This is a genomic window from Arthrobacter sp. NPDC057009, from assembly GCF_042673905.1.
Taxonomy (GTDB): Bacteria; Actinomycetota; Actinomycetes; order Actinomycetales; family Micrococcaceae; genus Arthrobacter.
The window spans coordinates 165926-180596 of record NZ_JBHUSB010000008.1 but is presented as its reverse complement, the minus strand read 5'-3'; the positions used below and the strand labels follow the sequence as shown (position 1 = coordinate 180596).

The 14671-nt window shown below is 61.0% G+C and carries 8 protein-coding genes and 1 pseudogene; 4 read left to right on the top strand and 5 right to left on the bottom strand.

Annotated features, from left to right (window positions below):
- Positions 1–56: 56 nt before the first annotated feature.
- Positions 57–1571 (bottom strand): APC family permease, encoded by a 1515-nt coding sequence (locus ACFTR6_RS10950; RefSeq protein WP_377957946.1) that lies wholly within the window; start codon positions 1569–1571, stop codon positions 57–59.
- Positions 1572–1624: 53 nt separating this feature from the next.
- Positions 1625–3049: pseudogene (locus ACFTR6_RS10945) on the bottom strand (flavin monoamine oxidase family protein); the annotation flags it as partial.
- 132 nt (positions 3050–3181) lie between these two features.
- Between ACFTR6_RS10945 and ACFTR6_RS10940 the strand changes: the two are divergent.
- The 4 genes from ACFTR6_RS10940 to ACFTR6_RS10925 all read left to right on the top strand — a co-directional run bounded on the left by ACFTR6_RS10940 (position 3182) and on the right by ACFTR6_RS10925 (position 10621).
- Complete coding sequence (locus tag ACFTR6_RS10940) at positions 3182–3898, top strand: TetR/AcrR family transcriptional regulator (RefSeq protein WP_377957945.1); 717 nt, start codon at positions 3182–3184, stop codon at positions 3896–3898.
- Between the two features lie 80 nt (positions 3899–3978).
- Positions 3979–4563 (top strand): hypothetical protein, encoded by a 585-nt coding sequence (locus tag ACFTR6_RS10935; protein ID WP_377957944.1) that lies wholly within the window; start codon positions 3979–3981, stop codon positions 4561–4563.
- A 1564-nt stretch (positions 4564–6127) separates the two neighbouring features.
- Positions 6128–7726 (top strand): ATP-dependent endonuclease, encoded by a 1599-nt coding sequence (locus ACFTR6_RS10930; RefSeq protein ID WP_377957943.1) that lies wholly within the window; start codon positions 6128–6130, stop codon positions 7724–7726.
- Between the two features lie 465 nt (positions 7727–8191).
- Positions 8192–10621 carry an AAA family ATPase gene (locus ACFTR6_RS10925; protein WP_377957942.1) on the top strand — a complete coding sequence of 810 codons (2430 nt, stop codon included), beginning with the start codon at positions 8192–8194 and terminating at the stop codon, positions 10619–10621.
- Between the two features lie 310 nt (positions 10622–10931).
- Here ACFTR6_RS10925 and ACFTR6_RS10920 read toward each other — a convergent pair whose 3' ends face one another.
- From ACFTR6_RS10920 to ACFTR6_RS10910, 3 genes are all read right to left on the bottom strand, one after another.
- Positions 10932–11774, bottom strand: a complete 843-nt coding sequence (locus ACFTR6_RS10920) for a pyruvate, water dikinase regulatory protein (protein WP_377957941.1) — start codon at positions 11772–11774, stop codon at positions 10932–10934.
- Positions 11775–14177, bottom strand: a complete 2403-nt coding sequence (gene ppsA / locus ACFTR6_RS10915; RefSeq protein ID WP_377957940.1) for a phosphoenolpyruvate synthase — start codon at positions 14175–14177, stop codon at positions 11775–11777.
- Between the two features lie 305 nt (positions 14178–14482).
- Entirely contained in the window at positions 14483–14647 is a 165-nt protein-coding gene (locus tag ACFTR6_RS10910) for a PDDEXK nuclease domain-containing protein (RefSeq protein ID WP_377957939.1), read from the bottom strand.
- Between the last annotated feature and the right edge of the window lie 24 nt (positions 14648–14671).

Sequence of the window (14671 nt, the reverse complement as noted above, 5' to 3'; positions counted from 1 at the left end):
GTTGATCCGGGTCATTGCCCGGCCCCAGCCTATTGGTAAGTGTGCTTACTTTCCAGTCAGAGCCCCCGCGCCAGCACCTTCCCCCGGAAAAACCCGGGCCGGATCCGGGCCATGACCAGCATCGCGATTACGCCGAGCAGGATGACGCCCATGCCCAGGATGAACACCATGCCCACGCCGCCCACGGATGACCCGGAACCGTACTCCGGGTCCATGGAGTCGTAGGCCGTCTTGACGAACATCACCAGCAGGATGACGCCGCCCAGCAGCGGGGCCAGGAATTTGAAGAGGAACGCCCGAATACTTGTGAACGCCACGGCCCGGAAGAACCAGACGCATGCGAGCGCCGTGATCCCGTAGTAGAAGCAGATCATCATGCCCAGCGCCGTGATGGTGTCCCACAGCGCATTCTCCGAGGTGGTCCGCGTGATGACGTAGAACGCCGCCGCAGCGACGCCCGCCGCAATCGTGGCCCAGCTCGGTGACTTGAACGTGGGGCTGACCCTGCCGAGCGTTGCGGGCAAGGCGCGGTAGTGGCCCATGGCCAGCAGCGTGCGGGCCGGGGAGACGAACGTTGACTGCAGCGACGCCGCCGAACTGCTCAGAATGGCCAGGGACATCAGGATGGCGAAGGGCCCCATGACCGGCCCGGACAGGACGGCGAAGATGCTGGACTGGTTGTCCGGGTTCCCGGCGCCGAGGCCGGTGCTACCCACGCCGGCAAAGGACAGCGTGGCCAGCGCGGCCGTCATGTAGATGGCCACGATGACGACGACGGTTACGGTCGCCGCCCGTCCGGGCGTCTTTTCCGGGTTGCGCGTCTCCTCGTTCATGGTGAGGGTCACGTCCCAGCCCCAGTAGATGAAGATCGAGAGCGACACCCCGGCCGCGAAGGCGGAGAAGGAATCCACGGCGAAGGGGTTGAACCAGTCCGGCGAGATGGCGGTGGCGTCGAAGGCTGTCCCGTTGGCCACATGCACGAACGCTGCAACGGCGAACCAGCCCAGCACCAGCAGCTGGAAACCCACCAGGACGTACTGGACGCCCTTGGTGGTTTCCATGCCGCGGTAGGAGATCCAGCAGGCCGCCGCGATAAACACCAGGGTGGTGGCGATGTTCAGCGGCAGGTTCGCGCTCAGCCCAGCCACCTCGGGATTGCCGAGGAGCTGGGCCAGCATCAGGTAGAAGAAGTCGACGGCGACCGCCGCCAGGTTGGACAGCACGATGATGGTGGCGGCGATCAGCCCCCACCCTCCCATCCAGCCGATCCACGGGCCAAAGGCGCGCGTTGCCCACGTGAAGGAGGTTCCGGCGTCGGGCATTGCATTGTTCAGCTCCCGGTAGCCAAGCGCCACGAGCAGCATGGGGATAAATCCCACGAGGAAGACCGCCGGCAGGTGCACACCCACCTCGGACACGGTGGGACCGAGGGCAGCGGTGAGAGTGTACGCCGGAGCGATGCAGGACACCCCGATCACCACTGCGCCGACCAGCCCGACCGACCCGGCCTTAAGGCCCTTTTCACTCAGGCTCTTGTGTGTGTCCTGGCTGACGGGGGCTTTTGTACTCATGGGATTGCCTCTCCGGAGTCATTCATCGTCGAATGGGTGCGGGCGCTGGGCTGTTAGCCGACGGCGGCCGCTGCGTCCGCCAGGTCAGGTGCCGCTGCGCCTGCTGCTTCGGCGATGCGGGCGGCGGTGGACTGGCCCATGCGGACGGCGCCGTCCACGTGCTGGTAGCCCTCGGCGGCGAGGTCGGAGGAGCACCAGTAGATCGGGCCGACAGGTGCGTGCTGGTCCTTGCCGTAGCGGTGCAGTCCGCCGAGGTCGTAGCTGGCAGCGTAGGCTCCGCGGGTCCATTCCTCCGAACCCCAGTCGGATTCGTAGTACACCTCAGGTTCCAGGGCCTTGTCCCCGAGGAAGCCGGCGATCGATTCCAGGATGGCCCGCTTGCGGTCTGCGGCATCCAGTTCGAAGACTGCGTCGGCCTTTTCATCGGAGACGAAGCCAACCAATGTTCCGCGGGTGTCGCCGTGGTTGGTGTTGTCGTAGACCTCCTGGACCAGCGAGCCGGCGCCGAAACCGGTACCGGAGAGCCCGTCCTCGCGCCAGAACGGCGTGCTGTAAACGGCGTGGACCTTGATGACCAGGCCGAGGGACTGGTGCTGGTGCATCTGGTGCTGGCGGCGCGGCAGCGGCGGGTTGAAGGAAACGCGGGAGTAGAGGTTGGGCGGCACGGCCATGATCACGAAGCGTGCGTTTACGGTGGCCCGGTCGGAGACTGCGGTGACGCGGTGGCCGTTGCCGCCGTCGGCCTCCCAGTGGATGGTGCGCACCGGGCTGTTCAGGACGAGGTCGGCCCCCAGTTCCGCTGCCTGCAGCAGGGAGACCTGCTGCATCCCGCCGATGACCCGCTTGTCCAGGATGAAGTCCTCGTCCGTCAGGTGCGTGAAGGAGCCGGCGGAGGCGGCCATCAGGACGGCCTGCAGGGCGGAGAAGGCGTGGGCCGGCTTGGTGAGCATGCCCCCGGCGATGAACAGCCCGATGTTGTTGCAGGCTTCCTCGTCCCGGGAGTTTTGGCGCAGCCAGTGGTGGAAGGAGATGGTGTCCAGCTCCCGCGCCTTGGGGTGCGCCCACGGTTCCGCGGCGCCGATCTCCGCCGCCAGTTCATCCAGCAGGGCGGTGAGCTTGTCCATCTCGGCGGCCGTGGTGGCACTGACCGGGAACATGTCCCCGGTATAGCGGACCGGTGCGCCGTCCGCGCCGATGTAGACGGACTCGCCTTCGCGGTAGCGGGAGTAGGTTTCCAGGCCGAGCTCGTCCAGCAGGGCCAGCAGTGCGGTCTGGTCCGGCGAGACCCACTGGCCGCCGATTTCGAGCATGGCACCGTCCACAGTGTCGGTCCACGTCCGGCCGCCCACGCGGTCACGGGCTTCCAGCACGGCCACGGTCAGGCCAGCCTTTTTCAGTTCGCGGGCAGCGGTGAGGCCGGAGGGGCCGGCACCTACGATCACTACGTCGCGGTCAAGATTCAGCATGATGTCCTTTCTCTGTGGCCGCGTAAGTGAGGCGAACCACTAAATGAATGCCATTCATTTATAAGAACTATAGAGGCTTTGGCGGGGAAGCGGAAGAGCCTGATGGAATAATGCGAAAGGACGTTCACCGGAGAAAGGGCAGCCATGCCGGCAACACCAGCCGTAGCAACAGCCGGTTCAGCAACGGCAGGCTCAGCAACAGATCGCCAGGGGAACCGGCGCCGCGCCGGACGCCCCGTGGGCGGCGTGCTGGACAAGGGCGGCATCACGGAAGCCGCCCTGCGGCTGATCGAGAAGAAGGGCTATGACGGCCTGACCATGGCCGCGCTGGCCCGCTCGCTGAACGTGGCGCCGTCAGCCCTCTATAACCATGTGAAATCCAAAGGGGACGTGCTCCTGCTGATGGAGGACCACCTTGCCTCGCTGGTGGATGTCTCGGCCTTCGGCGCCGGCCCGTGGGAGGACGCCGTCCGGAAGTGGGCGTGGAGCTACCGCGACGTGTTCTCCCGGCACACTCCGCTCATTCCGGTCATTGCCGTGCTGCCCGTGACCGACGCGCCGCAGACCCTGGCCATGTACGAAACGGTCAGCGCCGGCTTCCGGGACGCCGGTTTTCCCGAGGAGCGGATCGTCTCTTCGATCGTCGCGCTGGAGTCCTTCATCTTCGGATCTGCCTACGACGTCACCGCGCCGGCGGACATTTTCGACCCCGGCACCATGGCGGAGGCGACGCCCAGTTTCACGGGTGCTGTGCGAAGCCTGGCCGAGCAGGGGCACGAACGGCCGGCCGACGTCGCCTTCACCCTTGGGCTCGAGGCGCTGATCAGCGGGCTGGGCGGGCTGCGGAACCCTGGCAGCTAAGGGTCAACGGCCCATTCCTGACGCCGTCCCCGAGGACTAAGATTCCTTACACGCAACGTTGCGAGCTCAAGGACGGCGCCATGACCGTAATCGACCCGGAATCGCTGTTCTTTGAGTACAAGCTCCGGTACCGCGGCACGCCGGGCCTGGAGCACGATCCCGCGGACTATCCCCTGCGCTGGGATGTTGCGGTGAGCTGCCCCATCCCCACCCCGGGCGGTGATGAGGAACGGCAGCTGGGCAGCGCCGTCGTCCAGGTTGTCCCCAAAGCCGGCATGATCAACCTCTTCCTCACCACCGGCAAGGCCGACCAGGAGATGGCCAAGGCCGTAGAGATGCTCACCATGGACCGCCCCGACCTGATCAGGGAGTATCTTCAGGACGGCGGCGACCTGATGATCGTCTCCTCGCTGGAGATCTTCCCGGAATACCGCGGCGGCAAGACGGGCTACTCGGTGCTCAATGCCATCGTCGAAACCGTGGGCCGGTCGGTGAACCTGGTGGTGGTGCACGCCGCGCCGGCAGACGGGGAAGGATCCCCGCCCGCGGACTCGCCGGAGTACGAGGAGGCCAAGGCCGCGCTGCGGGCATACTGGCAGGACTTCGGGTTCGAGGACGCCACGGGCGATTACCTCGTGTTCTTCCACAAGAAGATCCTGGCCTGACCCGCCTCCATCACGCCGACGGCAGCCCGCTGTCCAGCCGGGACGAGGTGAACCAGCGGTCCAGCCCGGCGGCCGGTACGGGGGCTAAGGAGAGCCTTCGTATGCTTTGGTCAATTAGGGATCCGGAATCCTCGACGGACATTTCACCGGGCGCGGCGTTGTCCGCAGCCACCACTTCCTCTTCTCGGAATACGTCTCGACCCGAAACGTGCCGCCAGATCACAGGTGAAGTCGCCTGGGCTCGGTGGGATAGAGTTCGGCGACCTTTTTAATCAGCGTCGCCGCGTCTAATCTGGATAGCTCTCGCTCTCCGAACACCGCGTGCTCCCGAATGAATCGGATAACCATGCGGTCCGGCTTTACGAACTGGAAGCCGGCGAGGATTGGGAGGTAATTGAACGTGGCACCGGATCGCTGGCTGGAGCCTCAACCAGCCTCTCTTCATATTCTCCTTGTGTTCGTCCTGAAGGCCGATAACCGTTCTTATGTCAAGTAAACAATTAACGTCCCCATAATTCCCAGGCGAGGCGGGCGCCTGTACATGCAGTGTGCGACGCGTACCATGAGGTTCACGCACTGTAATTGGAGCTTCATGGGACAGTCGAGCCGCAGCAGAGATTCGCAAGTAACTGCGGCGCGCATCGGGGCGGTGGGTGCCGTAGCCGCTGCCCTCATCACCGCGGTTGGGGGTTTTGCCGTAGGTTTCCTACAGGGCTCGCAGCAGAGGGCAAGCGCTGAACCCAAAAATGCCTCGAAGGACATACTCAGCGGCTTGTCCCTGTCCGCACACACGGTCATCCCCAAAGACGCCTTGACTGTACATCTCAAGGGCACGATAAACGGTGCTTTGCCTAGCGGGAGACTGATCTGGACGGCCTTAAGACGGAGCACCGGCGACGGTGACAGCGGAAGCCCTTCGGCCCCAGGCTTCAGCGTGATCCAATTGTGCACAACAGACGAGAGCGCCAAGACGTTTGATTGCGGGGAGCAGCAGCTCGGGGGCGACAAGCCAGAGCCAGGGACGTACTTCCTTATGTTGGGCTCGCTGATTCCAACGCCTCCAGACAACTGCTGGATATGGCTCTCGACCAAAAAGTGAATGCTGTCTACTCCCATCCGAAGCCCGCGGGCTATGACACGCTGGAGCCCATCGAAATCGTTCGCCCCAACTAGCGAGTCGCACTGTCCTTCTTGCTGTGATCCCGCTAAAACAAGTCATCGGATTTATGTCGCAGAGAAACTGAATGACTTCGGTGCGAGGGTCAGAAGATCTGGTCCAACGCCACAGCCGCTTCGATAGGGGCTTCTAAATCCGGATCGATCGGCAAGAACCTGTTGACCCCTACCTGGCTTATCGCACAAGAATGCGGAAGGGGACTTCCCTCAGAGACCGAGCCAGGTGAGGGACAGTTCACGGGTGTCTGGCGGCCATTGACAGCGCCGACAAGCACGTCATGGGTCAAAGTTATTTGGCTGTTGGAGGGAACTTCCCCGCCGTCCCTGGCTTATTTTTCGACCAGAGCAAACGCGGGCCGTTAGTCCCAGCTCGCATAAGCTTGGAGGCATGACCGTGTACGCCCGTGTCGGCAGCCTGACTTCCAAAGCCAAGCAACAGCTAACTATTTCGCAATCTGGGGTGACCTGCATCGTCGGAGGCAATAATGTCGGAAAGTCGCAAATACTCCGCGATCTATTGGCATTGTTGCGTAGCGAGGATGCGCACACGGTGGTCTTGGAAAACATAAAGCTCGTTAGGAACTCACCGACGCGCCATGAAGTAGTCGAATGGCTTAACACCAACGCAGTTCCGCACCCGCCTACGATCGGGTATCCGCTTATGTACTCGCCATATCTTGAGGATCAGCAAGATCCGACGCACACAATGGTAAGTGCCGAAAACTTGATCGATCTGCAACGAGATAACTCGTTGATGCAGGTGGCGAGTTTTTTCGTCAATCATCTTACCGCCGGGTCCTTGGCGGGAGCCGGAAGTGATGGCTTTATACATGCGGGGATGCAAAACAGGGGTACTGCCATGCATCAGCTATACATTAACGGTGAGCTCGAAGAAGAACTGTCGCAGTTGTCTCAACAGGTGTTTCAATTACCTCTCACCTTGGATCGCATCAATCCCCAAGTGATCCTTCGGGTTGGAGAAATTCCCCCCACGATGAAGGTTCCGCCTCTGAACCGCCCCACCAAAGAGTACGCCGACGCCGTTATTGCGTTGCCCCCGCTATTTGATCAGGGAGACGGAGTAAAGAGCTTCATTGGCCTAGCACTCACTGTTATAGCTGGCCGATCACAAATCCTGCTTATTGACGAGCCAGAAGCCTTCCTGCATCCGGCGCAAGCCCGGGCCTTGGGTCGGTGGATCGGGAGGGAGGCCAAAAAGCGTGATCTGCAGGTCATCATTGCAACTCACGACCGCGACTTCGTACTCGGCTTATTGCACAGTGAGAACGATTCACCTGTACATCTGATCCGCGTCGTTCGTGATCAGAGCTCCAGCCAGTTTTACGAGCTGTCATCCGAGCAGATTCGGGAAACGTGGACGAATCCAGTATTACGGTACTCGAACATTCTTCAAGGGCTATTTCATAGACGGGTAGTAGTATGCGAGGCTGACGCGGATTGCCGCTTCTTTGGTGCCGTCCTGGATCAGCTGGCAGACGAGACCGGGCAGAGAAAAGAAGCGGACGACGTCCTGTTTGTCCCAGCGGGAGGGAAGCACGGTGTGCCGGCCCTCGCCGGAGCCCTTGGTGGCTTGGGCGTTGAAACGCACGCTTTGTTGGACTTCGACGTCTTACGGGTCAAAAAAGATATCAAGGCCATCGTGGAATCCATGGGTGGGGACTGGACAGACTTCGATGCGGACTACTTGTCATTTTTCAACCCCATGCGCAGCGAGAACAAGGTAGACCTCTCCAAAAAGATTGGCCTGAACGCTGTTCCCACCGGGTCGCCGTTGAGAGCCTGCATGCGCTTGATTGAGAGCCTTCATGCCATCGGAGTACATGTAATCCCTGTTGGTGAGATGGAGGGCTTCGACCGCTCCATTGACGGGCATGGTTCAGAATGGGTCAGCGGCGCGCTGAAGGAGAACCTGCATAAAACATGCCAAGCGGTCAAAGATTACGTCGGAAGGGTGCTTGCCAATTGATACCTTTCAAAAGGTGATTCAACATCAACTAGGCTTAACAATGGCCGAACAGCATTTCGGGGCCGATTATTTGGCCGGGAAGTCGGAGCCGCAACTACGGGATCGGCGCGGCCAGCAGAATAGGGGCGGCCGCAATACGTTTCCTGCGTGAGAGTGGAAAAGACAATCTTGGCCACCTAATTTGTTGTCCCGGGCCACTTCGGGCTGATTCTCCGGAGCCGATAGTCCACGTTATGTCAAGTAGATTTACTCTAAGTGCGATTTCTGCACATCGTGAGGGTTCGGGTAACTTCGGCGACCTCCCCCACGACGGCACACGCCAGCTGATCGAGCGCTGAGAACTTTGAGCTGACCCTGCGGCATCTACCCCTCCGTCCCTAGTTTTCCTGGTGCCGCCGTGTCATCGTCGACACGGCCCCAGCACGAAACTAGGATGACTCAGGCAAATGAAAAGTCGGGGGAAAATTGCGTATAGAGAACGTCCGATCCATCAAGAACTTCCGCATCTTCCAAAACTGGTCTCCTGGCAGTGATTTCACAGGCTTCAGCGACATCAATCTCATTTACGCTAATAATGGCAGTGGCAAGTCGACCTTAGCGGCGCTCCTTTCCCCCGCCCAGTCGCCCGATGCATGGGAAGCTGGCGTCTCTGTGGAGGTTTCCGGTACGGGAATGACAGAGACAAGAACCGTTGTATCTTCTGAGGACGCCTTTTGGGATCGGATGTCAGTCTTCAATAAGGCATACGTTTCCGAGTGCTTCGACTTTTCAGTCGGCGAGGCCAAAGCACTGTTGGCAATCGGCAAGGCAAACGCGAACCGTGAGAGAGAGCTCCGAGCCGCGCGTACGCGCTTGGATGACTTGTCGCGCCTAACCGATTCTTTGGCGAAGGAAGCCAAGCGCAAGCAGGCGGTTCCTAACGCTATTCTCAAAAGCATCGGGACGCTCGTTACGTCCACCCTTGGCGGCGTAGACGGCTACGGTCGAGGTTACGACGCTCGCAACGTCCTGAAGCGCTTACCCTTCGCGATGCCGCTTGAGGAGCGAAATGACTTTAATGCCGAGGAAGAGATAGCGAAAGCTCAGAGTACCTTTCTGAAGAAGGTCGACATACCTCTGATTTCAGCTACAGAGGCTCTAATATGTTCGACTATCAGCGGTGTTTTGGAGCGGATCCCAACAGCGCGAGTTATTGATACTTTGGCGGCACACCCCGAACGGGCTGCTTGGGTACAACGAGGTTTGGATCTCCACAACCATGAGCATCTGTGCCTCTTCTGTACCGGTGAGTTGTCCCGAGAGCGCCTAGAGGCTCTAAACCGGCACTTTGACTCCAGCTCGCGTGAGCTGCAAAATGATCTACGCTTGCTCGGCAAACAGCTCGAGGCCCTGGTCGCTTCGTTAGGCAAGTTGCATGCGTTTTTTCCTGAGTCGGGACTGCTCTATCCAGAGTTTCGGACGGAATATGACCTGCTTCGAAGCTCAGTGAAGATCCAAATTCAAAAAGATCTCAGCGAACTGGAGAAGCTCCGGGAGTTCGTCGAACGCAAGGAGCAGCACATACATACTGCGGCTCCTCTTCCAGAGAGTTGGCGGAATAAGTCGTTTTCTATTCCAGACGTCAGGAGGCTCGAGAAGCTCCTTGCTGCCCACAATGACAGAAGTACACGGTTTGAAGCTGTTCGGAAGTCAGCTTGCCAAAAACTGGAAGCATTCTGGATCGGTGAGCAACAAGAGGCCTATACGACCGCACTAAATGATGCAAACGCTGCCGCAACGGCTGTTGAAGACAATGCCAAGGCGATCAAACATACTCGGCGTGTCATCACTGAGCTTGAGAATGCCGAACTTGATCCTGCGCCCCCGGCCGAATGGCTAAATCAGCGTCTCCAAACCCTTTTGGGCAGGTCCGACCTCAGGGTGGAGCCTGTAGAAGGCAATCGCTACGCGGTATATAGGCACGGTGAGCCGGCCCTGCACCTGAGCGAGGGCGAATGCACGGCTCTGGCGTTGCTCTACTTCGTTCGGAGCCTCAACACCGGAGGTCGGAGCCGTCGCGACCAAATCATCGTTATTGATGATCCCGTGTCCAGCTTGGACGAGAACTTTACAGTCGGCGCATCCAGCCTCCTTTGGTCGGAATTGGTCCAGCCTTCCGTTTGCTCATGCGGGGCACCGCTGGATTGTTCATGCGGCCAGAAGCCTACACGCGACTGTGGCCAGGTTTTCCTGATGACCCACAACTTCGAACTTTTTCGGATTTGGTCCAACCAACTCGATCGACTCCAAAGCGGCGTGTTGAAACAAGGGCGTCGCTTCAAGATTCTCGAGCTACAGGCTCAGGGCAGGAGAGCAGAAGTGGGGGTTGCACGTCGCGTGCCGGTCTGGCGTGATTGGGGGTCTGACCAAAACAAGGAGCACAAGGCGCTCCGGACACGCCTGAGATCGGAATACCACTATCTGTTTTGGAGGGCAGCCTCAACTCTGATCTCGTGCCAAGGCGAACCCACAATTGAGCACGAGATGGACGCGGCCATCATCCTTCCGAATATCTGCCGACGGATGTTGGAGGGATTCCTCAGCTTCAAATTCCCCGCCCTAATGGGTGACTTCAGACTTCAGATGCAGGCAGCAATTGACCAGGTTGATGATGGCCTGACACGTCAGCGACTGGTCACTTACCTGCATCAGTACTCGCACCAAGAACGTGTGGAGACCACGCGGGGAGTCAATCGCCCCGAGGCTGTTTCCGTTCTTCATGCCGTGTTTGAACTCATGCGTAACCATGATGCCAAGCACTTTACGGACATGTGTACTGCGCTCGAGCTGGATCCCGTGCTTTTAGCAAGCCGGGCGCCCAACTCCGGAAGCGGCCTTCAAACTGCAATTGCTTGAGGGCGGTCCATCCTTCCCGGCGTTACATCGAGCGTGGCTGTCCTGGGCAGTACCAAGCAAGCTGCCCGACTCCTACCCTCGCAAGATCGAATGGCAGGTGAAGTACCTCTACGAACTCCAGCACACCCGCAGCGGCCCGCAGTGCTGGAAGACTAGCCAGGCCCCGCAAATAGCGTTAGCCGGAAGTGGATGGACTCATCGGACCACTCCCCCAGGTTGGCGGAATCCCCATTATCGGCGTTTCGCCCGGGGTGATCGGTTGGCGGGAGAACAAGCATCTAATCACACGCTCGGCTGAGGCATTAGGTCTTCAGTGGTGAAGTTGCATGCGTTGGAGCACGGTGGCGGAGATTTCTTCGACTGACATGGACGCGGAATTGACGTAGGGGATGTTGTTGGCCCGGTACATGTCCTCTGCGTTTCGCAGCTCGTAAGTGCATTGGGCGAGCGATGCGTAGCTGCTGTTGGGGCGGCGTTCCTGGCGGATCTGGCTGAGCCTGACGGGCTGGGACGTGAGGCCAAAGCATTTGTTCGCAAATGGCCGCAGGGGTTTGGGCAGGACCATGGTGTCGAAATCTTCCTCCACGAGCGGGAAGTTCGCTGCCAGGATGCCGTGCTGAAGGGCCAAATACATGGTGGTCGGTGTCTTGCCACAGCGTGACGGGGCGATAAGGATCAGTTCGGCCCGTTCCAGCGCCCGGAGGGATTGGCCGTCGTCATGCTCAATCGCGTATTCGACCGCCGCCATCCTGGACTGGTACCGCACAGCGTCGCCGACCCCGTGTGCCTGGCCGGGCAGGCCGTTGGCCGGGGAACCGAGCGCTTGTTCAAGCTGGCCGACGTGGGCGCCGAACAGGTCGAAGAAGTGCCCGGCGCTTTGGGCCAGGACAGCCCGGACGTCCGGGCTGACGGTCGTTGAAAAAACGAGCGGCCGGGGCCCGGACGCGGCGACCCGGTCGATGGTGGCCACGACGTCTCGTGCCTGCTCGACGGTGGTGATGAACGGGATGGTCCGCCGCTCCAGCCGTCGGGCGGGGAATTGGGTCAGCAGCGTGTTGCCGAGGGTTTCGGCGGTGATGCCGGTGCTGTCGGAGAGGAAAAACACTGTGGGGGCGGGAGTGCCGCCCGCCCCCACAGCGGGCTGGTCGGGCATTTAGACGGCCGCGCGGCTGCCCGTGCGTGCGAGCCGCAGCCATGTCTCGGTCACGGCGTCAGGGTTCAGGGAGATGGAGCTGATGCCCTGGGCCAGGAGCCATTCGGCAAAGTCCGGGTGATCGCTGGGGCCCTGGCCGCAGATGCCGACGTACCGGCCCTTGGCCCGGCACGCCGTGATGGCCAGTTCCAGGAGCCTGGTCACGGCGGGATTGCGTTCATCGAACCCGTCGGCGACCAGCGCGGAGTCACGGTCCAGTCCCAGGGTGAGCTGGGTCAGGTCGTTGGACCCGATGGAGAACCCGTCGAAGTACTCCAGGAACTCATCGGCCAGGAGGGCGTTGGCGGGCAGTTCGCACATCATCACGATCTCCAGCCCGTTCTCGCCGCGGCGCAGCCCGTTCACGGCGAGCAGCTCGGTGACACCCTTGGCCTCGTCGAGGGTCCGCACGAACGGGACCATGAGCTTGATGTTGGTCAGGCCCATCTCGTTGCGCACGTACTTCAGGGCCTCGCATTCCAGCTCAAAGGCCTGCCGGAAGGACTCGGACAGGTACCTGGAGGCGCCCCGGTACCCGATCATCGGGTTCTCTTCTTCCGGTTCGAAGGCCGGCCCGCCCAGGAGGTTGGCGTACTCGTTGGACTTGAAGTCCGAGAGCCGGATGATCACCGGTTCCGGTGCGAAGGCCGCGGCGATGGTCGAGATGCCCTCGGCCAGGCGCCGGACGTAGTAATCCCGGGGACCGTCGTAGGCTGCGGTTTTTTCCCGGATCTGCCGCACAGTGTAGTCATCCAGGGTTGCCGGGCGCTCGATCTCGCCGGCCACCGCCAGCAGGGCGTTGGGGTGGATGCCGATCTGTCGGTTGATGATGAATTCCAGGCGTGCCAGGCCGACGCCGTGGTGTGGGAGCCGGGCGAAGCTGAACGCCTGTTCCGGGGTGCCGACGTTCATCATGATCTTCACCGGCGCTTCCGGCATGGTCTCCAGGCTGGTTTCCTGCAGCGTGTACTCCAACAGTCCCTCGTACACGAGCCCGGCCTCACCTTCGGCGCAGGATACGGTGACCGGGGTGCCGTCCTTGAGGATCTGGGAAGCGTAGCCGGTGCCGACGACGGCGGGGATGCCGAGTTCCCGGGCGATGATGGCCGCGTGGCAGGTACGTCCGCCACGGTCGGTCACGATCGCGGCGGCCTTTTTCATGATCGGTTCCCAGTCGGGGTCCGTCATGTTCGCCACCAGCACGTCGCCTTCCTGGAAGGAGGCCATCTGGTCTATCGAGGACAGCACGCGCACCTGCCCGGCGCCGATGCGCTGGCCAATGGCCCGGCCCTCCACCAGCACAGTGGAACGCTCGGTGAGGGTGTAACGGGAAACGCTGCCGGTGGCTTTGCGGGACTCGACCGTTTCGGGGCGTGCCTGGAGGATGTACAGTTCCCCGTCGACGCCGTCCTTGCCCCATTCGATATCCATGGGACGGCCGTAGTGTGCTTCGATGGCCAGGGCGTGCCGGGCGAGCTGCTCCACCTCGGTATCGGTCAGGCTGAAGCGGCTCCTGAGGTCCTGCGGGACAGGGACGAAGTCCACGGTCCGGCCAACCTCGCGGGAGTCGGTGTAGACCATTTGCACGGCCTTCTCCCCCAGCCCCCGTTTCAGGACGGCGGGCCGGCCCGCGGCGAGGGCGGGTTTGTGGACGTAGAACTCGTCCGGGTTCACAGCGCCCTGCACCACTGCCTCGCCGAGCCCGTAGGAGGAGGTGATGAAGACGGCGTCGTTGAATCCGGTTTCGGTATCCATGGTGAACATGACACCGGACGCGCCGACGTCGGAGCGGACCATGCGCTGCACACCGGCTGAAAGCGCAACCTCGGAATGGGTGAATCCGTGGTGGACGCGGTAGGCGATGGCCCGGTCGTTGTAGAGCGAGGCAAAGACGTCCCTGATCGCCAGAAGGATGTTGTCGATGCCCCGGATGTTCAGGAAGGTCTCCTGCTGCCCTGCGAAGGAAGCGTCCGGCAAGTCCTCGGCCGTAGCGCTCGACCGCACGGCCCACGACACATCGCCGCCGTGTTCTTCCGTCAGACGGGAGTACGCGGCACGGATTTCCTCCTCGAACCCGCCCGGGAACGCAGTGTCGCGAATCAAATCCCGGATCTGCCGGCCGACATTGGCCAAGGCGGCCACATCACCGCTATCCAGGCCCTCCAGAATATTTTCAATCCGGGCATCCAGCCCCGATTCGCTGAGGAACCGCCGATAGGCATCGGCCGTGGTAGCGAAACCGTCCGGAACCTTCACCCCCGCAGAGGCGAGACTACGAACCATTTCCCCGAGAGATGCATTCTTTCCGCCAACCTGGTCAAGGTCGGTCAGGCCAAGGTCCGAAAACCAGAGAACGTCAGTCATAAGTGGTGTCCTTCGTTGGGCACGCTCTGACAAGCGCTGAACAATAGAGTGATGAAAGAGTGCGGGCCGCGACTCCCCGGAAGCAAATGCATGTGATGGGAACAACACCCATAACCCGTAACGAAACGGCACGAACCACGGAAACGAAGAAGAGGTAGCCGCACCAGTCTTTGGTTGACACCCTCGACCGACTCCCCCTGTCGGCAGAATTTGCAGCAGCGTGACGGAATCACGCTTACCGGCGTTCTCCACTGGGGACACCGCCCCAACTGGTCATCCGTGGGTCGCTAACCGCCTTTGATCTTCTACTTCTTTGGAACGTCCAATGCGGCGGAGCAGTCATCGACCAGGGCGACGTAGAAGTTGAGCTTGCCGGCGTATTCGGGCTGGAACTTCCCGGTTTTGAGTTCGATGACCACGTACCGGAGCTTCTCGATGTGGAAGAAGAGCAGGTCGAGGTAGTAGGTCATCGCCATCAACGTCGAAATGAACCT